The sequence below is a fragment of the Prevotella sp. P4-67 genome, from assembly GCF_002251325.1.
In the GTDB taxonomy this organism is placed as follows: Bacteria; Bacteroidota; Bacteroidia; order Bacteroidales; family Bacteroidaceae; genus Prevotella.
Genome location: NZ_NPJL01000033.1, coordinates 84,588 through 106,358, shown reverse-complemented (window position 1 = coordinate 106,358; position 21,771 = coordinate 84,588). Strand labels below are relative to the sequence as shown.

Annotated in this window: 19 protein-coding genes; 17 read left to right on the top strand and 2 right to left on the bottom strand. The window is 48.3% G+C overall.

Going from position 1 to position 21,771, the window contains the following annotated elements:
- The first annotated feature begins 22 nt into the window (after positions 1-22).
- From CIK92_RS05300 to tsaA, 11 genes are all read left to right on the top strand, one after another.
- Positions 23-724, top strand: a complete 702-nt coding sequence (locus CIK92_RS05300; protein ID WP_022311040.1) for an SIMPL domain-containing protein — start codon at positions 23-25, stop codon at positions 722-724.
- Between the two features lie 152 nt (positions 725-876).
- On the top strand, positions 877-2,220 hold the full coding sequence (gene ffh, locus CIK92_RS05295) for a signal recognition particle protein (protein WP_094388395.1): 1,344 nt from the start codon (positions 877-879) through the stop codon (positions 2,218-2,220).
- 6 nt (positions 2,221-2,226) lie between these two features.
- A complete protein-coding gene (folD, locus tag CIK92_RS05290) occupies positions 2,227-3,114 on the top strand; it encodes a bifunctional methylenetetrahydrofolate dehydrogenase/methenyltetrahydrofolate cyclohydrolase FolD (protein ID WP_022311038.1) in 888 nt (295 codons plus the stop codon).
- On the top strand, positions 3,111-3,290 hold the full coding sequence (locus tag CIK92_RS05285) for a tetratricopeptide repeat protein (RefSeq protein ID WP_022311037.1): 180 nt from the start codon (positions 3,111-3,113) through the stop codon (positions 3,288-3,290). The genes folD and CIK92_RS05285 overlap by 4 nt, the downstream gene beginning before the upstream one ends.
- Positions 3,291-3,303: 13 nt before the next feature.
- Positions 3,304-3,537: a 4Fe-4S binding protein gene (locus CIK92_RS05280; RefSeq protein ID WP_022311036.1), complete on the top strand. Its 234-nt coding sequence runs from the start codon at positions 3,304-3,306 to the stop codon at positions 3,535-3,537.
- Positions 3,538-3,539: 2 nt separating this feature from the next.
- The gene (locus CIK92_RS05275) at positions 3,540-4,622 is read left to right on the top strand and encodes a 3-methyl-2-oxobutanoate dehydrogenase subunit VorB (protein ID WP_094388442.1); all 1,083 of its coding nucleotides are present in this window, start codon (positions 3,540-3,542) and stop codon (positions 4,620-4,622) included.
- A complete protein-coding gene (locus CIK92_RS05270) occupies positions 4,619-5,386 on the top strand; it encodes a thiamine pyrophosphate-dependent enzyme (protein WP_022311034.1) in 768 nt (255 codons plus the stop codon). The genes CIK92_RS05275 and CIK92_RS05270 overlap by 4 nt, the downstream gene beginning before the upstream one ends.
- Before the next feature lie 25 nt (positions 5,387-5,411).
- Positions 5,412-5,954, top strand: a complete 543-nt coding sequence (locus CIK92_RS05265) for a 2-oxoacid:acceptor oxidoreductase family protein (protein ID WP_094388394.1) — start codon at positions 5,412-5,414, stop codon at positions 5,952-5,954.
- A 155-nt stretch (positions 5,955-6,109) separates the two neighbouring features.
- Entirely contained in the window at positions 6,110-7,309 is a 1,200-nt protein-coding gene (gene uxuA, locus CIK92_RS05260; protein WP_022311032.1) for a mannonate dehydratase, read from the top strand.
- 1 nt (position 7,310) lies between these two features.
- Positions 7,311-8,123: an SDR family oxidoreductase gene (locus CIK92_RS05255; protein WP_022311031.1), complete on the top strand. Its 813-nt coding sequence runs from the start codon at positions 7,311-7,313 to the stop codon at positions 8,121-8,123.
- Between the two features lie 70 nt (positions 8,124-8,193).
- Positions 8,194-8,868: a tRNA (N6-threonylcarbamoyladenosine(37)-N6)-methyltransferase TrmO gene (tsaA, locus tag CIK92_RS05250; RefSeq protein ID WP_094388393.1), complete on the top strand. Its 675-nt coding sequence runs from the start codon at positions 8,194-8,196 to the stop codon at positions 8,866-8,868.
- A gap of 334 nt (positions 8,869-9,202) precedes the next feature.
- On the opposite strand, the gene CIK92_RS05245 is transcribed toward tsaA, so the two are convergent.
- Both CIK92_RS05245 and CIK92_RS05240 read right to left on the bottom strand, forming a co-directional pair.
- Positions 9,203-11,260, bottom strand: a complete 2,058-nt coding sequence (locus CIK92_RS05245; protein WP_094388392.1) for a family 20 glycosylhydrolase — start codon at positions 11,258-11,260, stop codon at positions 9,203-9,205.
- Between the two features lie 27 nt (positions 11,261-11,287).
- Positions 11,288-15,736, bottom strand: coding sequence for a translocation/assembly module TamB domain-containing protein (locus CIK92_RS05240; RefSeq protein ID WP_144289339.1), 4,449 nt, complete (start codon positions 15,734-15,736; stop codon positions 11,288-11,290).
- Between the two features lie 167 nt (positions 15,737-15,903).
- Between CIK92_RS05240 and CIK92_RS05235 the strand changes: the two genes are divergently transcribed.
- From CIK92_RS05235 to nqrF, 6 genes are read left to right on the top strand one after another with little or no spacing between them, the layout of a single operon-like run.
- Complete coding sequence (locus CIK92_RS05235) at positions 15,904-17,253, top strand: Na(+)-translocating NADH-quinone reductase subunit A (protein WP_094388390.1); 1,350 nt, start codon at positions 15,904-15,906, stop codon at positions 17,251-17,253.
- A gap of 3 nt (positions 17,254-17,256) precedes the next feature.
- Complete coding sequence (locus CIK92_RS05230) at positions 17,257-18,411, top strand: NADH:ubiquinone reductase (Na(+)-transporting) subunit B (protein WP_094388389.1); 1,155 nt, start codon at positions 17,257-17,259, stop codon at positions 18,409-18,411.
- An 11-nt stretch (positions 18,412-18,422) separates the two neighbouring features.
- Positions 18,423-19,130: an NADH:ubiquinone reductase (Na(+)-transporting) subunit C gene (gene nqrC, locus CIK92_RS05225; RefSeq protein WP_022311025.1), complete on the top strand. Its 708-nt coding sequence runs from the start codon at positions 18,423-18,425 to the stop codon at positions 19,128-19,130.
- 24 nt (positions 19,131-19,154) lie between these two features.
- A complete protein-coding gene (locus CIK92_RS05220) occupies positions 19,155-19,778 on the top strand; it encodes an NADH:ubiquinone reductase (Na(+)-transporting) subunit D (protein WP_022311024.1) in 624 nt (207 codons plus the stop codon).
- A gap of 6 nt (positions 19,779-19,784) precedes the next feature.
- Positions 19,785-20,411: an NADH:ubiquinone reductase (Na(+)-transporting) subunit E gene (gene nqrE, locus CIK92_RS05215; RefSeq protein ID WP_022311023.1), complete on the top strand. Its 627-nt coding sequence runs from the start codon at positions 19,785-19,787 to the stop codon at positions 20,409-20,411.
- An 18-nt stretch (positions 20,412-20,429) separates the two neighbouring features.
- Positions 20,430-21,698, top strand: a complete 1,269-nt coding sequence (nqrF, locus tag CIK92_RS05210) for an NADH:ubiquinone reductase (Na(+)-transporting) subunit F (protein ID WP_094386446.1) — start codon at positions 20,430-20,432, stop codon at positions 21,696-21,698.
- The last annotated feature ends 73 nt before the right edge of the window (positions 21,699-21,771 follow it).

The following is a 21,771-nucleotide window of genomic DNA, read 5'->3' as shown; positions in this document are numbered from 1 at the left end:
TAACAATATAATATAAGGTATTATGAAAAAGTGGATTTATTCATCGGCGATTTTGGCGTTTTCCATTATCGTGCTGGGGCTTTGCCTGAAGTGTGGTATAGATGACTTCGCCAACAAAGACCGTAAGGTTACGGTTAAGGGACTGGCAGAGAAGGAAGTGGAAGCAGACAAGGTGACATGGCCAATCCTGTTTAAGGAAACCGGTAATGACCTGCCGGCTTTGTATGATGATATTGCCAACAAACAGGCACGGATAATCAAGTTTCTGCATGAGTCGGGACTGAATGACAAGGACATTACAATAAATGCATCCAAGGTGGTGGACCTCAATGCAGACCAATATTCGTCTAACAACAAGCCTTACCGCTACGTCATCACAGCCATTATGACCGTGACTTCACGCAATGTCAAACTGGTAAGGGGCATTATAGCCAAGCAAAGTGTGCTCCTGAAGCAGGGGATAGCCATCGTCGGGGGCGATTATGAAAATCCGACGGTATACGAGTACGTCTCCTTCACGTCGATGAAGCCGAAAATGATGGAAGAGGCTATACACAATGCGGAGAAAACGGCACAGCAATTTGCTGAAAACAGCCATTCCAATCTGAACAAGATAATCAGTGCCGACCAGGGGCAGTTCAGCATCGAGGACAGGGACCAGAACACTCCTTGGATTAAAAAAGTGAGAGTTGTCACTACGATAACTTTCTCTCTCAAGGACTGAAAATCGCACGATTGTACCAATATTATTGCACATATCTATATATATGTGTGCGCGAGGATAGCGCGGATGTTTTAAAATTCTATAAAACATCCACGCCATTCATCTTTTTGTACCAATAATTCGTTATTTTTGCAATAAAAATATACAAAACAATGTTTGAGAATTTAAGTGACAGACTGGAACGCTCCTTCAAGATACTTAAAGGTGAAGGAAAAATCACGGAAATTAACGTTGCAGAAACTCTGAAGGATGTTCGCCGCGCATTGGTAGATGCAGACGTGAACTATAAAGTAGCTAAGCAATTTACAGATACAGTCAAGCAGAAAGCGCTTGGCATGAATGTGCTTACAGCGGTAAAGCCAGGTCAGCTGATGGTGAAACTTGTACACGACGAGTTGGCAGAACTGATGGGTGGAGAGGCCGTTGAACTGAAGCTCAATGGCAAGCCTTCCGTTATCTTAATGTCGGGATTGCAGGGTTCAGGTAAAACTACTTTTACTGGTAAACTTGCAAACAGGCTGAAGACCAACAATGGTAAGAAGCCTTTGCTCGTAGCTTGCGACGTCTATCGTCCTGCTGCTATTGAGCAGCTTAAGGTTGTTGCGGCTCAGATTGGTGTGCCTGTCTATACCGAAGAAGGTAACAAGGATGTAGTAGAGATTGCGCTCCACGCCATCCACGAGGCCAAGGCTAAAGGCTATGACCTGGTTATCGTCGATACAGCCGGTCGTCTGGCTGTTGACGAAGAGATGATGGATGAAATCTCTCGTCTCAAGGAGGCTGTTAATCCTGATGAGACTCTCTTTGTGGTTGACTCTATGACCGGCCAGGATGCAGTTAATACCGCGAAGGAGTTTAACCAAAGACTTGACTTTGACGGTGTCGTACTGACTAAGCTCGATGGTGATACTCGTGGCGGTGCTGCCCTCAGTATCCGTACGGTTGTCAACAAGCCTATCAAGTTCATCGGTACCGGTGAGAAGATGGAGGCTATTGATGTCTTCTATCCTGAGCGTATGGCTGACCGTATCCTCGGTATGGGTGACGTGGTCAGCTTGGTTGAGCGAGCTCAGCAGCAGTATGACGAAGAAGAAGCCAAGCGTCTCCAGAAGAAAATCCAAAAGAATCAGTTTGACTTTAATGACTTCCTCAACCAGATTAACCAAATCAAGAAGATGGGTAATCTGAAGGATTTGGCCAGTATGATTCCTGGAGTTGGCAAAGCCATCAAGGATATTGATATCGATGACAATGCGTTTAAGGGTATTGAGGCCATCATTTATAGTATGACTCCTGAAGAGCGTAGTAATCCTGGTATTTTGAATACAAGCCGTCGCCAGCGCATCGCCAAAGGTTCCGGAACGAATATTCAAGAGGTGAACAGACTGATTAAGCAGTTTGACCAGACACGTAAAATGATGAAGATGGTTACTGGTGGTAGTATGAAGGGTATGATGAGCCGTATGAAGGGAATGCCTGGAATGCCTAAAATGTAATAATGTATGGCCGAATATAAAATAATTGATGGAAAGGCAACTTCCATTGCCATTAAAAAGGAAATTGCTGAAGAAGTAGAGCGTATCGTTGCCGCTGGAGGTAAACGCCCTCATCTGGCAGCTGTGCTCGTTGGTCACGATGGTGGTAGCGAAACCTACGTCAAGAACAAGGTTATTGCCTGCGAGCAGTGCGGATTCGTTTCGTCGTTGATTCGTTATGAAGAAGACGTGACTGAAGAAGAGCTGTTGGCATGTGTAAATCGTCTGAATTCGGATGAAAATATTGATGGATTTATCGTGCAGCTTCCCCTGCCTAAGCACATTGACGAGCAGAAAATCATTATGGCTATCGACTATCGTAAGGATGTTGACGGATTTCATCCCATCAACGTTGGTCGCATGTCGATAGGCTTGCCATGCTTCGTCTCTGCGACTCCATTGGGTATACTTACGTTGCTGCGCCATTACAATATAGAGACATCTGGAAAGAAGTGTGTCGTGCTCGGGCGAAGTAACATCGTCGGAAAGCCCATGGCCCAGCTCATGATGCAGAAGCAATATGGCGATTGTACTGTTACCGTCTGTCACTCCCATTCCCAGAATCTCAAAGAGGAGTGTAAGCAGGCAGACATCATCATTGCTGCCATCGGTAGACCGCATTTCGTTACAGCTGATATGGTGAAACCTGGAGCGGTTATAGTCGACGTGGGCACAACGCGCGTTCCAGATTCAAGCAAGAAGAGTGGTTTCAAACTTACCGGAGATGTCGATTTCGAGAATGTGGCTCCACTTGCATCGTATATAACTCCAGTTCCAGGTGGGGTGGGCCCAATGACGATTTGTTCCTTAATGAAGAACACTCTGTCAGCCGGCAAAAAGGAATTTTACAAATGACAGCGAACGATTATTACCAGCAAGGCAACGAATATCGTAGACAAGGCGATTGGCAAAAGGCCATGAACTGTTATCTTGAGGCAATTGCCTTGGATGGAGATTCTCCTGCCGTTGAAGCTAAGGCGATGCTGGATGATATATTGAACTTCTATAACAAGGACGCATATAATCCTTAAATACTATATTATTATGAGCAAAATCAAGGGTGCTATCGTAGTCAATACTGACAGATGCAAGGGATGTCAATTGTGCATTGTCGCTTGCCCGAAGAATGTTATTGCATTGGCTCAGAAGAAAGTGAACGTACATGGCTATCCCTATGTCGAAGCAGTTAATCCTGACGACTGTATAGGGTGTGCAAGTTGTGGTGTTGTCTGTCCTGACGGTTGCATAACTGTCTATAAGAAAAAAATGGAGGAATGATTATGGCAGAACAGGAAGTAAAATTAATGAAAGGAAATGAAGCTATTGCTCATGCAGCAATACGTTGCGGTGCTGATGGCTTCTTCGGTTATCCAATTACTCCACAGACAGAAATCATAGAGACGCTCTCTGTGTTGAAGCCATGGGAGACAACGGGAATGGTTGTTCTTCAGGCCGAGAGCGAGGTGGCTTCTATCAACATGGTTTATGGCGGCGCGGGAGCCGGAAAGAAGGTATTTACGACTTCTTCATCACCTGGTGTGTCGCTAATGCAGGAGGGAATCAGCTATATGGCTGGTGCAGAGATACCCGGTGTCTTTGTAAACGTTCAGCGTGGAGGTCCTGGACTCGGAACCATCCAGCCCAGTCAGAGTGATTATTTCCAGTCAACCCGAGGTGGTGGCAATGGTGATTACTATGTGATTGTGCTTGCGCCTAACTCTGTTCAGGAAATGGCAGACTTTATGGACCTCGCTTTTGATTTGGCTTTCAAGTATCACAACCCAGCTATGATTTTGTCGGATGGCGTTATAGGCCAGATGATGGAAAAGGTAGTCCTTCCGCCTATGAAGCCACGCCGCACGGAGGAAGAGATACGACGAGAATGTCCATGGGCAACCATCGGCAGGACTCCCGACCGAGACATTAATATTATGACATCGCTCGAGTTGCAGTCCGAGGTGATGGAGCAGCGTAATATACATCTTCAGAAGAAGTATGACATAATCAAGGAGAATGAAGTCAGATTTGAGAAGACCAACCTTGACGATGCCGATTATGTCATTGTCGCTTTCGGCAGTGTAGCCCGAATCTCGGAAAAGGCTGTCGAGTTGGCGCGCGAAGAAGGTATAAAGGTGGGACTGTTCCGCCCAATTACCTTGTGGCCCTTCCCCGAAAAGGAGATAGCCGAGTTGGCCAAGACCAAGAAAGGTTTCTTGGTAGCCGAGTTGAACGCTGGTCAGATGATAGAGGACGTCCGCCTCGCCGTCAATGGTGAAACCAAGGTCGCGCATTTTGGCAGACTTGGTGGCATGGTGCCTGACCCCGAAGAGATTGTTAACGCATTAAAGGAGGAATTGCTATGAACAACGAAATAGTATCTCAAGAAAATCTTGTGTATCAGAAGCCAAAATTAATGAACGATACCACCATGCACTATTGCCCCGGCTGCTCGCATGGAGTTGTTCACAAACTGGTTGCTGAAGTAATCGAAGAAATGGGATTGGCAGAAAAGACCGTCGGAGTATGTCCTGTGGGATGCGCGGTCTTCGCCTATCGTTATTTGGATATCGACTGGCAGGAAGCAGCCCACGGCCGAGCTCCAGCAGTTGCCACTGGCATCAAGCGCTTATGGCCCGACAGACTCGTGTTTACCTACCAGGGCGATGGAGATATGGCATGTATCGGTACTTGTGAGACGATACATGCGCTCAATCGCGGCGAGAATATTGCAATGATTTTCATCAACAATGCCATTTATGGTATGACCGGCGGACAGATGGCCCCGACCACCCTCGTAGGCCAGAAGACAAGTACCTGTCCCTATGGACGTGACCCGGAAATCCACGGCTGGCCGCTGAATATTGCCGAACTTGCCGCCCATCTCAAGGGAACCTGCTATGTCACTTGCCAGAGCGTCGAGAGTGTTGCGTCGATTCGCAAAGCCAAGATGGCCATCCGCAAGGCTTTCGAGGCATCCATGAAGGGCCTTGGCTCGTCGCTGGTAGAAATCGTTGCGACCTGTAACAGCGGTTGGAAACTCTCTCCAGTCAAGGCCAACGAGTGGATGAAGGAGAATATGTTTGCCAATTATCCCAAAGGCGACTTAAAGGATACGACGAATCTGTAAGTTGAATTATTAAAGGAAATCTATTATGAAAACAGAGATAATAATAAGTGGATTCGGAGGTCAGGGCGTTCTTTCTATGGGTAAGATACTTGCTTATTCCGGACTTATGGAGGGCAAGGAAATCACCTGGATGCCCGCATACGGCCCAGAGCAGCGTGGTGGAACTGCCAATGTTACAGTTATTGTGAGCGACGAGCGCATCTCTTCTCCCATCTTGAGCAAGTATGATGTCGCCATTGTTCTGAACCAGCCTTCGCTTGACAAGTTCCTGCCCAGAGTGAAGAAGGGCGGAATCTTGATTTACGATGGATTTGGTATTGCCAATGCGCCAGTAAGAGATGATATTCAGATTTATCGCATCGATGCCATGGACAAAGCAGCAGAGATGAAGAATACCAAGGTGTTCAACATGATAGTCCTCGGAGGTCTGCTCAAGGTTTGCCCAGTTGTCAGCACCGAAGGATTGAATAAGGCCCTGTACAAAAGCCTTCCCGAGCGCCATCACAAGTTGATTCCTCTCAACATGGAAGCTGTAGAAGAGGGTATGAAGATTATCCAGAAAATCTAAATCCTGCAGCGCAGAACTTTAGAGTCTATAATAAAAAGGTTAAAAGCTATAGCTTTTGACCTTTTTTCTTTTTTTTAACCGCATTATTCTTCGTTTGGTTAAAATTAGTGTTATCTTTGCAACATCAACAATATAATGAAAAACTATTAAAGATAATGGAAAGAACTTGGAGATGGTTTGGCAAGAACGACAAGATTACTCTTGCCATGTTAAGGCAGATAGGTGTGCAAGGTATTGTCACCGCGCTTCACGATGTGCCTAATGGTGAGGTGTGGACGCGTGAGAAGATACACGACCTCAAGGCATATATCGAAAGTTATGGTATGCGATGGAGCGTTGTAGAGAGCCTTCCCGTGTCTGAATCAATAAAATACGCCGGCAAAGACCGCGATGAGCTGATTGAGAAGTATAAAGTCAGCCTTCGCAATTTATCTGCAGAGGGCATTCATACCATTTGTTATAATTTCATGCCCGTTCTCGATTGGGCGAGGACCGATTTGAGCCACCCCAATCCCAATGGCACCACCAATCTGTACTTTTCTCATGCCCAGTTTGCCTATTTCGACATCTGTATACTGCAGAGGGCAAATGCCAAGAATGACTATTCACAAGAGGTCTTGGACGAGGTGGAAAAGCTGAAGCAGACCATGACTCCGGAAGACAACCATAATCTGGTGGAGAATATCATTGTAAAAACCCAAGGCTTCGTCTCAGGCAATATCTCTGAGGGCGACGAGCACCCCGTTGAACTCTTCCGCGAGCTGCTTGACCTCTATAAAGGTATAACCAAGGAACAGCTGCGCGAGAATATGCGCTACTTCCTGGAAGCCATCATGCCCGTCTGCAACGAATGTGACATGTATATGTGCGTGCACCCCGACGACCCACCTTTCCCCATCCTGGGTTTGCCGCGTATCGTCACCAACAAGGAAGACATCCAATGGTTCCTTAATGCCGTAGATGACCCTCACAATGGTCTGACTTTCTGTGCCGGAAGCCTTTCTGCCGGAATTCACAACAACGTGGTAGAGATGGCGCGCCAGTTCAGCAGCCGCACTTGGTTTGTCCATCTGCGCTCTTGCCACATTTTCGACAACGGCGATTTCACCGAAGCCAGCCACTTGGGCGGTCGGGCAGACCTTATTGAGCTCGCCCGTATCTTTGAGAAGGAAAATCCCAACCTCCCCATGCGTGTAGACCACGGCATGACCATGTTGGGCGACGACGAGCGCGGCTATAACGCCGGTTACAGCTTCCTCGGGCGCATGTTTGCCATGGGGCAGGTCCAGGGCATATTGGCCACCGTCGACAGAGAGTTAGGAATAGAATACAGTCAACCTGGTTTTTTTGAATAGTATGAACAATTTATTTGATATCCGCGATTATGTAGTAGTGATAACCGGCGGAACAGGCGTGCTGGGTCGCTGCATCGGCAAATACCTGGCACTCAATGGCGCAAAGGTAGTCCTCCTGGGACGCAAAGCCGAAGTTGGAGCAGAGATAGTAGCCGATATCCAGGCCGAGGGCGGCAATGCCAAGTTTATGAAGTGTGATGTGATGAACCAGGAGATGGTTCAGGCCACTTGCGACGCCATTGTGGCTGAGTATGGTCGTGTCGACACGCTTCTCAATGCAGCCGGAGGCAACCAGAAGGGAGCCACAATCGGCCCCGAACAGAACTTCTTCGATTTGGATCCATCCCAGTTCCAGAGCGTACTCAATCTGAACCTCGTAGGCACCGTCATCCCCACCCAGGTGTTTCTCAAACCGATGGTGGCACAAGGCAAGGGCTCGATTATCAACTTCTCCTCTATGGCAGCCTTCCGCCCGCTGACCCGCGTGTGTGGCTATGCGGCAGCCAAGGCCGGCATCTCCAACTTCACCGAATACATGGCACATGAGTGTGCCAAGAAGTTTGGCGAGGGAATAAGAGTCAACGCCATTGCGCCTGGTTTCTTCATCACCGACCAGAACCGTGCGCTGCTTACCAATCCCGATGGAACCTATACCCAGCGCGGTCAGGACGTGATACGACAGACTCCGTTCGGACGCATGGGCCAGCCAGAGGAGCTCTGTGGAACTATCCATTACCTGATGAGCGATGCCAGCAAGTTTGTCACCGGCACCGTGGCTGTGGTAGATGGTGGTTTCAACATCTTTGCTATGTAACAGATTTTTTAATCATATATCCCTCTTTCAGGATCAGGTCTTGAAAGAGGGATTTATATATATGTAGATTATGAATATTGAACCTATAGCTTATTTTCATTCCCCTTTCCACTCCAAGTTTGGCATTCCTAAGCAGAGCGGACTGGTCGAAGAACTTGAAGGATCAATAGTCTTTTGTCCTGAGTATCGCAATGCCGACGCGCTGCGTGGTCTTGACGAGTTTGATTATCTTTGGCTGATTTGGGGCTTTTCTGCCAACAAGCATGCCGCCACCTCGCTCGTTGTTCGACCGCCGCTGTTGGGCGGCAATGAGAAGATGGGAGTCTTTGCCACACGTTCTCCGTTCCGTCCCAATGCCCTGGGATTGTCGTCGGTACGCATCAGTCGAATAGAGACCGACACTACCCGCGGGCCGGTGATTACGGTGGTGGGCGCCGACCTGATGGATGGCACGCCTATATACGACATCAAACCCTACATTCCTTATGCCGACAGCCACCCTGAGGCTAAAGGTGGATTTACCGACACCCACGCCATCTGCCGTTTGACCGTGGTTATTCCCGACTGCTTTCATAACCTTTTCAGTCAAAGCCAGCTCCAGGCTCTCTATAAGGTGCTCGAACTCGACCCACGTCCGCATTACCACAAGAGCGGACAGAAGGAGTATGGCATGCCCTATATGGACTATGATGTCCATTTCACGGTCAATGATGGCGTATTGACCGTCACGGATGTCATCAAGTAGATTTTCCACCAGTGCAAGCCGAGTCTGAGCCATCGGCAAATCGTTGTCGATACGCCTCATCCCGATGTAGTTCAATTCTGAGTTGGATGCGTGGCGTGAATTCAAGAAATCGTGCTTGGAAACAATAAACTCAAAGTCTGAAATATCCGTTTCATACTTTGAACTTAGTTTTAATTGATGCTCTGGACATTTGTGCATTTCTGCCGATTGCTTCATCCTATGCTGCGGAGTGGGGTAGACAGTTTGCGAGGCCGCTTATACATGCAATATCATAGAAAACCCCGAACACTGGCTTGCGTACCTGTGTTCGGGGTTGAGCGTTCAGGAAGATATCCTAATTGACTATAATCTCGTCGGTAAAGAGCCAGGCTCCGTCGCGGTAGTTCTTGTGGGCTACCATGCGGACGTAACGCGCCTTGCCGTTGTATACGGTTCCGTACATCTTGAAGAGCAGGGCGTCGTAGTCTTCGGGTATGTCGCAATGGATGGTGGCCACGTGGTCATATTTGCTGCCATCTTCCGATACATAATAATCTACCTTCTCCGGGGCGTATACCCATGGTCCGGTCGAGTGCATGAAGTTGGCGCCGATATAGTGGATGTCCTTGACGGCTCCCAGGTCAACCACAACATCCATATTGTCGGTGGTGCCTTGCCAGCGGCGGTCTGTATAAGTCCATCCGCCAACGATACCGTCGGTAAGTGTGACATCTCCTGCTGCCTTCCACTTGTCGCCGTATGGTATGTTGTATTTCACCTTGCATCCCTTGGCCAGATGGTCTATCTGGGTCTTGCTCTCAGGACGGTTACCATATTCATGGGCGAGGTCAAAGGTCTTGTAACCATCGGCCTTCATCATCTCGCAGAGACCGAGGGCGCGCTTCTTGAAACTGTCATATTGCTTGAGATTGGCGTTGGTCCATCCTGTCTCGGCAATGGCAAACGCACGTGGATAGTACATATACTCGGCGTGGCTGTCGTCGGGGATATACTCGCTCCAAAGGTTGCCCTGGATGCCCAGGAGATGGCGCTTCTGCGTGTCTGTCAGCGTGGCGCCGGGATTGTAGTCATACACCTGCTTGAGCGGGGTGTAGCCACCTATAGAGAGCGGCTCCTTGAACGGAGCGTCCTGCGTATAGTCGAGATAGCAGTATTCGCCGGGAGTCATGATGGCATCGTGGCCGTCGTTGATGGCCTTGATACCGCCGTCGGTGCCTCTCCACGACATCACGGTGGCATTGGGCGTGAGTCCGCCTTCGAGTATTTCGTCCCAACCTATAATCTGGCGACCGCGCTGGTTGACATATTTCTCTATGCGGTTGATGAAATAGCTTTGCAGTTCGTCTACGTTCTTCAGCTGCAGGCTCTCCATGCGCTTCTTGCAGTCGGCACACTTGTGCCAGCCACCCTTGGATGCCTCGTCGCCACCGATATGGATGTAGGGGGAAGGGAAAAGGTCGATGACTTCATCGAGCACATTCTGGAGGAAAGTAAAGGTGGATTCTTTGCCGGCACAGAAATCGTAGTCGGTATATGCCTTTCCGCTGCACGAGATTTCGGGGTAGGCCGATGTCACCTCTTCGCTGTGGCCGGGCATCTCTATCTCGGGTATTACCGTGATATGTCGCTTGGCGGCGTAGGCCAGAATTTCACGGATGTCGTCTTTGGTGTAATAACCGCCATAAGCCTCGTTGCTGAAGTCGCAGTATTTCTTGCCTTGGGCAACCCAGTCCATCCATTTGCGCTCTCTGCGCCAGGCGGCAAACTCAGTGAGTCTGGGGTATTTGTCTATCTGGATGCGCCATCCCGCTCCGTCGGTGAGGTGAAGGTGCATCACGTTGAGTTTCAGCATGGCCATAGCGTCGAGCTGCTTCAGCAGAAACGCCTTTGGACGGAAATGGCGTGACACGTCAAACATGAGTCCACGCCAACGGTAGGCGGGCGAGTCGTTGATGATGCAGCACTGCAGTCTACGCTGCTGCGCCGCCATCTGCATCAGTGTCTGGATGGCGTAGAATGCGCCAGCCTCGGTCTGGGCCTCAATGCGTATCTGGCGGGGAGCGATGCTGAGCGTGTAGGACTCGTCGGTATAGCTGCCAGTGGGAACAGACTTCTTGCTTTTGATAACAATTCCGATGTCGGCCTTGGCATAATTGGCGGCTTGGTGCAGTCTGAGTTTGCAGTCTTGCAGATAAGATGCCAGAGTCTGGCTGCTGCCTTTGATATAAAAAGTCGCCCCGCTCCCGGGCAGGGTATATTCACCCGATTTGATGGTGATGCCGTTGGGCAGAGGGGTTACGCCCGAGGGGACAGCCGTTTCGGCGGCGCTGGCCACACCAGGACACACACACATGATGCAGAGCATGATGTAGGAAAACAATGAAAATCTCATAGTCAATAGCTTGATTGTTAGTAATTATTATTGTTGTTTATTCTTTCGTTTGTCTTTAGCTTTCTTGGCCTTCTTCTTAGCCTTCTTGTCCTTCTTCTGAGGATGCAGCCCCAACAGGTCACGCCAGCCATTGAAGTCTCTCTTCAATATAATGCCAAGGCCCTGGGTATTAAGACTGTTCTTGGTGAAGTAGCGGTCATTGGTCTGGTTGTAAACCCTCACGGCGAGGTTGCCGTTGGGATAGATAAGATACTGAAGGTCAAAGTCGCCGATGAAACTGGTAGTCGCATTGGCGTTGTCGCGATAGCCGAACTGGCCGTTGAACAACAGGCGGTTGTTGAGCATGCGTCCGCTGAGCAGGCCCTCGTATTCGGCGTTGTTCCATCCCTCATCACCCGTCGAAATGTTGGCCCCGAAATTCCAGTTGTCGTTCTTGGTGACCGTGTTGAGGATGGTATTCAGCTGCTGGCTGATGGTACCACTGAGAATACTTTGCATAGCCAGCGATGTACGGCTCTGCTGCTGGGTTGTCAACGATGAGTTGCTGTTGTTGTTCTGTGAATAGAAACGCCCAACGGCAAGAAGATAGAGCACCTGTTGGTTCATACCTTCCTCGCTGTTGATGAGCTGCGTAATCATCTGCTTGGCGTCATTGCTCACGGTGGGCAGGTCGAGTCCGAAGTCAACCTTGGGCATAATCGGCGTTCCGGTGATGTTCATCAGGCAGTTTACGCGGATATTGTTGCTGGTAAACGATTTGCCGACGTTCAAGTCTGACAGGCTCACGCCGTTGACTGCATATTGGGCCTTGAGCTTGAGGATGGCATCCATAGGGTCGCCGCCGAAACCGATGGTTCCACCGGGGAGGAACTGGAAGTCGCGGCGTATGATGTTCTGGATGGTCAGCTTGTAGACGCCACTCTCTACCTCGTAGGTGCCAAACATGTCGAAGTCGCCCTTATTAAAATAGGTGGCGCGTATCGAACCATTGCCGTGGAGGGCTATGTAGTCGCCCGACTGCTTGTCCATGAGCACCCGGAGCGTGGCATCGGGGGTACAGTCAATCTGCAGATTGAGGTGGATGTCGCTGGCGATGTCTATCTCGCTCTCGGTGTCTTGCTCGACCTCGTTGTGGCTGGTATTGGAAGCCAGTTTCAGGCTGTCGCGGTCTTGCCAGTGTATGAAAGACTGATTACTGATGCTCTCGGGGCTCGACGCGTTGTATTCTATGAATGAGCCTTTCTGCGGAGTGGCATGAGCGTCGATGACAACCTCACCACTCTTGCCCTTGATGCGGCAGTCGCCAGTGGCAAATACGGTTCCGAAGAATGTCTGGTCGCCATAGGTCTTGAAGTCGTAGGCCAGGAGATTGTTGGCAGTAATACCTATGTCGTAGGTCATACGGGTAAGGTGCTTGTGGTATATCGCCCCGTTGACAACACCACGGTTGCCGTTGCGGTCCATAATGTTGCAGTTGGCCAATCTTATTTCGTCGGGCACCAGTTTTACGGGGCAGGCTTCAAGGGTGTAGGTGGTATTCAGCGGCTTGATGTCCATGGAGCCATCGGCAATGGCGTTGCCCTCAAGGTTAACTTCACTCAAATCGCCGAATACCCTGACGTTTCCATTAATACGCAGATTGGTATTGCGCATGAAACTGCCGCAGAAACTCTCAATGAATTCTCCACGCGTGTTGTTTGCCTTGATGTTCAAGTCGATATAATTGCGCTGCGGAGATACATATCCGTGAATGTATGTGCGTGAATCGTTCTCGTCGAAAGCCGTCGCATCGATGTCGAGCTGCTCTTTCTGATGGTTGAGCGCCACATTGGCGGTGAGGATGCCCATGCGTCCGTCTTCAAACTTGAAGTCGCGCACCCAGAGGTCGCCTCGCATGTCGGGCTTGCCAAACAGTGAGGAGATATGTGCCAGTCCGGTGGCTTTGCCGGCAAACTCTACCGAGTGGAAGTTGATGAGATTGAGTATATAGCTCACATCGACATCGTGCAGGTCGACGGTCAGCGTGTCGTTGGCATTTGGGGTCGCTTCACCGTTGATGATGATGTGCTGCTTGTTGTGCTCGACCGACAAGTGGTTGACCGTGAGGTGGTTCTCGTAATAATTGATGCTTGCCGGTTTGACATGCCATACGCTGTCGCCAATGGCGATGGTAGAGGGTTGGATGTTGATGTTGGCCGTGGCCATGCCGTGATGGTTGTTGTAGAAGTTGGCCTCGGTATTGATGATTCCGGAGAAGTTGCTCTTGCCGTTGTTCTCAAAGGATAGCAGGGTATGCAGCTTGTTGTCCTCGGCCAGCGCGTGGATGTTCCAATAGGTGCCGCCATCGTTTTTGCCTACCTGCTGCAGATGGGCAAAGGCTTCGAGCACGTCATCTGGCGAGGTAAGGCGGATGTAGCCTCGCTCATAGCTGCTTTTGCCATAATCAAACGAGGGAAGGTTGAGGGTCATTTCTATCTTACGATTGCTGTCTCTTACGCTGCCTTCCAGGGTCAGGGGGCGCTTGAGATATAATGGGATGCCTAACAGCGAGTTCAGCCAGTCGGACTTGACGATTTGGGCATTGATCTGGAAGTCGTTGTCTATATTATGGTTCATTTTGGGCAAGCCTGGGAGGGTAGGGAGCTTGCTTCCGACTATGTTGGTGAGACTCTGCAGCAGTGTGGCGTAGTTGTAACGTCCTGTAACCTTGATGTTTCCGAAATCGCTGTTCATCGCCAGCTCATGCACGTTGTCATTACGCTGTGCATTGAGGGTCAACTGGGATAGGTGGTAGTCTCTGTTTCCGCCCTTGACATTGAAGTTGGATACAGACACCGAGCCCAAGGCATTGTTGAAATTGGAACCGTGAATGTCGGCTTCGATGTCGGCATCAATTGTGGCATCCTTGAATTGGTCTGTAAGATTGAGTCGGGCAAGGTTCAATCCTCTGATTTTGGCTCCGATAGAAAATTCGGGTGTTTTGGCCTTCTTCTTTTTACCGAAGGCTACCACATTGGCGTTGGGGTCATCAATGCTGATTTCTCCATGGTCATATTGGCCGTCTGCGTTGTATTTCAGGGCTATATTCTGGTATCTATATCCGTTGTAGTCAAACTTGGTTACGTTTCCGTTCACACTTTTGAGCTCATATTTGCCATTGGCGTGCAGCGCTTTGAAATCCAGCTGTCCGTCAAGTTCTCCTAAATTGTCCTGATTGGCAATGATGCCGATGTTCAAGTCTTTCGCGTCTATCCTGCCGCTTGTCAAGTGATTGATAGTCTTGGCTTTTAGGATGACTGTGCCAATGGCCGTTGACAGATTGGCATCGGCGGCGATGTCGGAGCCTTGCCCGCTGAATTTTCCATGCAGCGTGGTCTGGCCGATATGGCCGACAAGTTCTGGCAGTTGGATTTTGGGCGCGAGGGCATCCGTGAAGTATTTTACCGCCTCTGCATCCATCGTAAATCTGGATATGACGGCCGACCAACGAGGCGTTTTTTTCCAATCTTGTAACTCTCCGCGGGCCTCAAGAGAGACGTCGTTGCCCTGATGGATGGCGATACTCTTTAGCTTCAGTGATGACGATGTTCCGCTAAGGGCAGCGCGCAAGGACAGAGGGCGAGAAAAATCTTTGAGGAAGACTGCCAATGGAGCAAAATCGGATGGGGTAATGGTGCCCGATAATCCTCCTTGATATTCTAACGAAGAAGGAATCAACCCCTGGTCATTGCATTGATAAGCAAGGTCCAACTCGGGTATCTTAATCTTGCTTTGGGGCGTCTCCAACATAAACTCCCTGAGCGCTGCATGGCTCCGGTTAGCCACAAGGCTGAAAGTGAAGTCGTTGATCGCCAGTCCGCTCTGTTCGACGCAAGAGAACTTCTTGGTATATATATTCAAGGAATCGTTGCTCAGTTTGTTGAGCATAATATGGGTACTTATCTTGTCGATGTTGATATGGCTGGGGGAAAAAAGCTGGGTTCGGGCAACGTATTTCTCATCATAAATGACATGGCCGTTGCGTATAACGAGAGACTTGATGGCGAGGTCGAGTGTGCTCTTGGTCTCCGTATCTTTGGAGGCCAATGAGTCGAGGACAAACTGGAAATTGGGCTGCTTGTCGGGGGCGGACTTGTAGAGGCGCGCCTGCAGGGCAAAGAGCTGGGCGGATGTAATTGTGATGCGGCCTCGCGAAAGGTCTATGATGTCAAACTTGGCGGAAATGCGTCCTGCCTTCAGCATGTCAACCTGCTCCTTATCATATATAATAACATTGTCGATGATAAGGCGGTTTAAGAAACCTATATCAACACGCCCGATTTTAACTCTGGTTCCTAACTTGTCGCCTACGGCTTCGGCTACCTTCTTGCCAATGAAACTCTGCACCGACGGAGTGTGCGTCAGTATCGCAAGAGATATGACGAATCCACAAACAAGCCATATCGAGACGTTGAAAAACCTTTTAATTCTTGTCACATTAACAATTATGAAGTACAAAATTACAAGTTTTTCTTAACCTATACTGAAATATATTTGTTTTTTTTTCGATGTCTGCGGTTTTTTGAGTATTTTTGCATAGGTTTTTTGGAATCAATAGGTATTAAAACTGACGTTTATTAGAATACATTAATATATTTACTTGTATGGCAAATGTAATTAGATTGCGTAAGGGCCTTAACATAAATCTCAAGGGACGGGCTTCGGAGCAAGTGTCAAAGGCGGTCGTGTCTGGTGAATATGCTCTTGTTCCTGACGGGTTTGTCGGCGTTACGCCCAAAGTCGTAGTGCATGAAGGCGATTATGTAAAGGCTGGTGATGCGCTTTTCGTGAACAAGCATTATCCTGATGTTAAATTTTCCTCTCCTGTTAGCGGACAAGTTGTCGCGGTCGAACGTGGTGAGCGACGTAAAGTGTTATGCGTTAAGGTCAAGGCCGAAGACGAACAGCACTATCAGAGTTTTGATACTCTTGATGTCAAGGCAGCCGAATGTTCGCAAGTGATAGACCTTCTGCTCAAAGCGGGTCTCTTCGGATACATCAACCAGTTGCCTTATGCCGTCTCTACAAATCCGACGGTTATGCCTAAGGCTATCTTCGTATCTGCCTTGAGAGATATGCCTCTCGCAGCCGACTTTGAGGTTGAACTCAAGGGTAACGAAGAGGCTTTCCAAACGGGTCTTACTGCTTTGTCGCGTATCGCAAAGACATATCTCGGAATCGGAGCAAAACAGCAGGCTGCGGCTTTGGTCAATGCAAAGAATGTAGAGGTAAATGTCTTTGACGGCCCGTGTCCAGCAGGTAATGTAGGTGTACAGGTAAACCACATAAATCCTGTCAACAAGGGCGAGGTGGTTTGGACTGTTAACCCATCTGCAGTGATTTTCTTCGGAAGATTGTTTATGACCGGTAAGGTGGACTTGACACGTACAATCGCAGTTGCTGGAAGTATGGTGAAAGAACCTTCTTATGTGTCAACCCTGGTGGGCACTCCGTTGTCGGTTATTCTTGATTCCAAATTGACCACTAATGAGCATGTGCGTATCATCAATGGTAATCCATTGACAGGTGTGAAGTCTTCTTTGAACGATTTCTTGAGTCCATGTGCATCCGAGGTTACCGTAATCCCAGAAGGAGACAATGTGAACGAAATCTTGGGTTGGATAATGCCAAGATTTGGTCAGTTCTCTACATCTAAGAGCTATTTCAGCTGGTTGTGTAAAGGTAAGGAATATGACCTCGATGCACGTATCAAGGGTGGAGAGCGCCATATGATTATGAGCGGTGAATATGACAAGGTTCTGCCTATGGACATATATGCCGAGTATCTCATCAAAGCTATCATAACAGGCGATATAGACCGTCAGGAGCAGCTTGGAATCTATGAAGTTAGTCCTGAAGACTTTGCCGTTGCCGAATTTGTTGATTCATCTAAACTTGAACTGCAAAGAATTGTACGTGACGGATTGAATGTTTTACGTAAAGAGAATGCTTAAGATATGAATTTAAAGAACATTTTTGACAAAGCAAGACCGCAATTTGAGAAAGGTGGGAAATATCATGCTTTCTGGAGCCTATTTGATGGCTTTGAAAGTTTCTTGTTGGTCTCCAACTCTACCTCTAAAAGTGGTGTAAACATACATGATGCGATTGATTCCAAGCGCATTATGAGTATGGTAGTTATTGCCTTGCTGCCCGCGTTGCTGTTTGGCATGTACAATGTGGGTTACCAGAATTATGCGGCGGCAGGTACCTTGGCGTCCGCCAGCTTTATAGAAGTATTTGCCTATGGTTTCTTGGCTGTAATCCCAAAGGTATTGGTCAGCTATATAGTTGGCCTTGGAATCGAGTTTGCCTGGGCGCAGTGGAAGCACGAAGAAATACAGGAGGGCTATTTGGTATCTGGTATCATTATTCCCCTGATTATCCCTGTTACAACTCCGTTGTGGATGATGGCGGTTGCCATTGCTTTTGCTGTGATAATTGCCAAAGAAATCTTCGGTGGAACTGGAATGAACTTCCTTAATGTTGCACTCGTAGCACGAGCATTTCTCTTCTTCTCTTATCCTTCGAAGATGAGCGGTGAGAGTGTTTGGGTTGCTAATGATACTATTTTTGGTCTTGGAAACCAGCTTGCTGACGGCTTTACAATGGCTACGCCTCTGGGCTTGATGGGCCAACATCTGCCGACCAATACTTCTCTGATGGATATGATTGTAGGTCTGATGCCCGGTAGTATCGGCGAAACATCCGTAATTGCTATAGGAGTCGGAGCCATAATTCTCCTGTGGAGTGGAGTGGCCAGTTGGAAGACCATGTTGAGCGTTTTCCTTGGCGGAGGCTTGACAGCTGCCTTGTTCCAGTCACTTGGCTTGTCTCCCCTCGCATGGTACGAGCATCTCTTCTTGGGTGGTTTCGCTTTTGGTGCTGTATTTATGGCAACGGATCCAGTTACATCGGCACGCACAGAAACCGGAAAATGGATATATGGCTTTTTGATAGGTTTTATGGCGATTGTCATACGTCTTTTCAACCCGGGATATCCAGAGGGAATGATGCTTGCCATCCTGTTCATGAATGTCTTTGCTCCATTGATTGACTACTGTGTTGTCGAGCGCAACGTATCAGCAAGAATCAAACGTATTAATAAATAGGAGAAACGATTATGAAACTAAATACAAATTCAAATACATACATTCTTGCATACGCGTCTCTCTTGGTCATTGCCGTGGCATTTGTTCTGGCTTACTTCTCTCAGGCGCTGAAACCCATTCAGGACAAGAATGTGGCATTGGACAAAAAGAAGCAGATCATAGCTGCCCTGAACATCCGTGATGTCAATGACAATCAAGTAGAAGAGTATTATAACAAGCTCGTTGAAGCCGACGAAATCATCAATGAGAAGAATGAAGTTCTTTCAGCTGGCAAGCCCGGCGGAGAAAATGACGGTTTCAAGCTCAATGGCGGTGATTTCAAAGCCGGTAAACTCGCTCTGTTTGTATGCAATGTAGACGGACAAAAGAAATATGTAATGCCAGTCTATGGCATGGGCCTTTGGGGCGGCATTAGTGGATATATTGCCATCAACGCGGATAAGGAAACCATTTATGGCGTTTACTTTAACCACGAAGGTGAGACCGCTGGTCTGGGAGCCGAAATCAAGGATAACCAGAAGTGGCAGCAGCAGTTCTGTGGCAAGCATCTCTTTGCTGATGGTAATCAGGATGCTGTCGCTCTCTCTGTCTGCAAGAAGGTTGACAATCCTGCTACTCAAGTAGATGGAGTAAGTGGAGCCACTCTGACTTGCGATGGTGTTACCCGCATGATTCACGAAGGACTTGGCAAGTACCTTGTTTTCTTAAAGGATAAATAATGTATACATATAAAATCAAAGATTATGTCATTATTCAACAAACAAAATAAAGAGGCATTGATTAATCCCCTCAATCTGGACCATCCGATTCTTGTCCAGGTGTTGGGAATCTGCTCTGCTTTGGCTGTTACTTCCCAGCTTAAGCCTGCGATAGTAATGGGATTGGCAGTGACGGTTATTACCGCTTTTGCCAATACTATCATTTCTATTATCCGCAATACGATACCTATGCGTATTCGTATTGTCGTACAGCTTGTTGTCGTTGCTGCATTGGTAACGATTGTCAGCCAGATACTCAAGGCCTTTGCCTACGATGTAAGTGTGCAGCTGTCTGTATATGTAGGTCTGATTATCACCAACTGTATCCTCATGGGACGCCTCGAAGCATTTGCCATGACCAACAAGCCATGGCCATCATTCCTCGATGGTATCGGAAACGGTCTTGGTTACGCCATGGTGCTGGTCATTGTCGGTGGAATCCGCGAGTTGCTTGGCCGCGGCACCCTGCTTGGCATGGACGTCATCCCTGGTTTCGTTTACGATTTCGGGTATGTCAACAACGGCATGATGACTATGCCTGCAATGGCGTTGATACTTTTGGGATGCGTTATTTGGGTACACCGTGCATTTTTTTACACTGAAAAATAAATCATTATGGAACATGCTTTAAGCTTATTACTCCGTTCTATTTTTGTAGATAATATGATCTTCGCATTCTTCCTCGGAATGTGCTCATTCCTTGCGGTTTCGAAGAATGTGAAGACCTCATTCGGACTCGGTGCTGCAGTTACATTCGTGCTGTTGGTCACCGTGCCTGTCGATTACTTGCTTCAGACTAAAGTATTAGGTCCCGACTGTCTGGTCGATGGCGTTGACCTCTCATATCTCAGCTTCATCATCTTCATTGCGGTGATTGCCGGTATCGTGCAGTTAGTTGAGATGGTTGTCGAGAAGTACAGTCCGTCTCTTTATGCTGCACTGGGTATCTTCTTGCCTTTGATAGCTGTAAACTGTGCCATCATGGGCGCATCGCTTTTCATGCAACAGCGTATCAACATGGACCCATCCAATTCTCAGTATATCGGTAGCGTAGTTGATGCATTGGTTTATGCTTTGGGCTCAGGTATCGGATGGACTCTGGCCATCGTGGCCATGGGTGCCATACGAGAGAAGCTGCAGTATAGCGATGTGCCTCGTCCGCTTCAGGGCCTCGGCATCACATTTATTATAGTAGGACTCATGGCTATGGCTATGATGTGTTTTAGCGGTCTGAAAATTTAATAGAGCAGGAATATAATTATGGAACAGTTTATATTGTTAAGTATCGGAGTCTTTCTCTTGATTATACTCCTTTTGGTCATTGTGTTGCTTGTCGCAAAGAAGTATCTGAGTCCAAGCGGCAATGTGACTATCACGATAAATGGCGACAAGCAGCTTTCTGTAGAACAGGGAAATAGCCTGATGTCAACCCTGAATGAGAACGGCATCTTCCTGCCTTCTGCATGTGGTGGTAAAGCAAGTTGCGGTCAGTGTAAGGTTCAGGTTCTGTCTGGCGGAGGTGAGATTCTCGATTCAGAGCGTCCACATTTTACCCGCAAGCAGATTAAAGAGCATTGGCGTCTGGGATGTCAGTGCAAAGTGAAGGGCAATCTCGACATCCGCGTGCCTGATAGCGTGATGGGCGTGAAAGAGTGGGAGTGCACCGTCATTTCCAACAAGAACGTCTCAAGTTTCATCAAGGAATTCAAGGTTGCTCTGCCTCCTGGCGAGCACATGGACTTTGTTCCCGGTTCCTACGCCCAAATCACGATACCTGCTTACGATTGCATAGACTATAATGTGGATTTCGATAAGAATGATATCGGCGAAGACTATATCAAGGCCTGGGAAAAGTTCAACATCTTCTCGCTCAAGGCACATAACCCCGTGCCCACAGTGAGAGCATACTCGATGGCCAACTATCCTGCCGAGGGAGATATCATCACCCTTACCGTGCGTATTGCCACAACTCCGTTCCTGCCCCGTCCGCAGGTCGGCTTCCAGGATGTTCCCACAGGCATCGGCTCTTCCTATATCTTTAGCCTGAAGCCCGGTGACAAAGTTATGATGAGCGGCCCTTACGGAGATTTCCATCCCAACTTCACTTCTGGTAAGGAAATGATATGGATTGGTGGCGGTGCAGGAATGGCGCCATTGCGTGCACAGATTATGCACATGACCAAGACGCTCCAGACAAGAGACAGAGAGATGCATTTCTTCTATGGTGCGCGCGCGCTGGGCGAGGCCTTCTTCCTGGAAGACTTCTGGGAACTTGAGAAGGAATTCCCCAACTTCCATTTCCACTTGTCGCTCGACCGCCAAGACCCCAAAGCCGATGCTGCAGGTGTAAAGTATTATACCGGATTTGCGGTTAACTGCATCCGCGATACCTACTTGAAGGATCATGAGGCACCAGAAGATTGTGAATACTATCTCTGCGGTCCTCCCATGCTGATTAAGACAGTAACAGATTATCTCGACAGTCTCGGCGTTGATAAGGATGCAATTATGTACGATAACTTCGGTTAAATTCATAGAAGGATTGGTGTCGTTACGTCTGAAAAGGCGCGGCACCAATCTTTTCATATAAAATAAATAGTGA

What these genes read in the sequence shown, in the direction of transcription:
- uxuA (WP_022311032.1), top strand. Translation starts at nt 6,110, where the DNA reads ATGGAAAGAACTTGGAGATGGTTTGGCAAGAACGACAAGATTACTCTT.
- CIK92_RS05230 (WP_094388389.1), top strand. Translation starts at nt 17,257, where the DNA reads ATGAATTTAAAGAACATTTTTGACAAAGCAAGACCGCAATTTGAGAAA.
- CIK92_RS05300 (WP_022311040.1), top strand. Translation starts at nt 23, where the DNA reads ATGAAAAAGTGGATTTATTCATCGGCGATTTTGGCGTTTTCCATTATC.
- folD (WP_022311038.1), top strand. Translation starts at nt 2,227, where the DNA reads ATGGCCGAATATAAAATAATTGATGGAAAGGCAACTTCCATTGCCATT.
- CIK92_RS05280 (WP_022311036.1), top strand. Translation starts at nt 3,304, where the DNA reads ATGAGCAAAATCAAGGGTGCTATCGTAGTCAATACTGACAGATGCAAG.
- nqrE (WP_022311023.1), top strand. Translation starts at nt 19,785, where the DNA reads ATGGAACATGCTTTAAGCTTATTACTCCGTTCTATTTTTGTAGATAAT.
- ffh (WP_094388395.1), top strand. Translation starts at nt 877, where the DNA reads ATGTTTGAGAATTTAAGTGACAGACTGGAACGCTCCTTCAAGATACTT.
- CIK92_RS05245 (WP_094388392.1), bottom strand. Translation starts at nt 11,260, where the DNA reads ATGAGATTTTCATTGTTTTCCTACATCATGCTCTGCATCATGTGTGTG.
- tsaA (WP_094388393.1), top strand. Translation starts at nt 8,194, where the DNA reads ATGAATATTGAACCTATAGCTTATTTTCATTCCCCTTTCCACTCCAAG.
- CIK92_RS05235 (WP_094388390.1), top strand. Translation starts at nt 15,904, where the DNA reads ATGGCAAATGTAATTAGATTGCGTAAGGGCCTTAACATAAATCTCAAG.
- CIK92_RS05275 (WP_094388442.1), top strand. Translation starts at nt 3,540, where the DNA reads ATGGCAGAACAGGAAGTAAAATTAATGAAAGGAAATGAAGCTATTGCT.
- CIK92_RS05255 (WP_022311031.1), top strand. Translation starts at nt 7,311, where the DNA reads ATGAACAATTTATTTGATATCCGCGATTATGTAGTAGTGATAACCGGC.
- nqrF (WP_094386446.1), top strand. Translation starts at nt 20,430, where the DNA reads ATGGAACAGTTTATATTGTTAAGTATCGGAGTCTTTCTCTTGATTATA.
- CIK92_RS05265 (WP_094388394.1), top strand. Translation starts at nt 5,412, where the DNA reads ATGAAAACAGAGATAATAATAAGTGGATTCGGAGGTCAGGGCGTTCTT.
- CIK92_RS05220 (WP_022311024.1), top strand. Translation starts at nt 19,155, where the DNA reads ATGTCATTATTCAACAAACAAAATAAAGAGGCATTGATTAATCCCCTC.
- nqrC (WP_022311025.1), top strand. Translation starts at nt 18,423, where the DNA reads ATGAAACTAAATACAAATTCAAATACATACATTCTTGCATACGCGTCT.
- CIK92_RS05270 (WP_022311034.1), top strand. Translation starts at nt 4,619, where the DNA reads ATGAACAACGAAATAGTATCTCAAGAAAATCTTGTGTATCAGAAGCCA.
- CIK92_RS05285 (WP_022311037.1), top strand. Translation starts at nt 3,111, where the DNA reads ATGACAGCGAACGATTATTACCAGCAAGGCAACGAATATCGTAGACAA.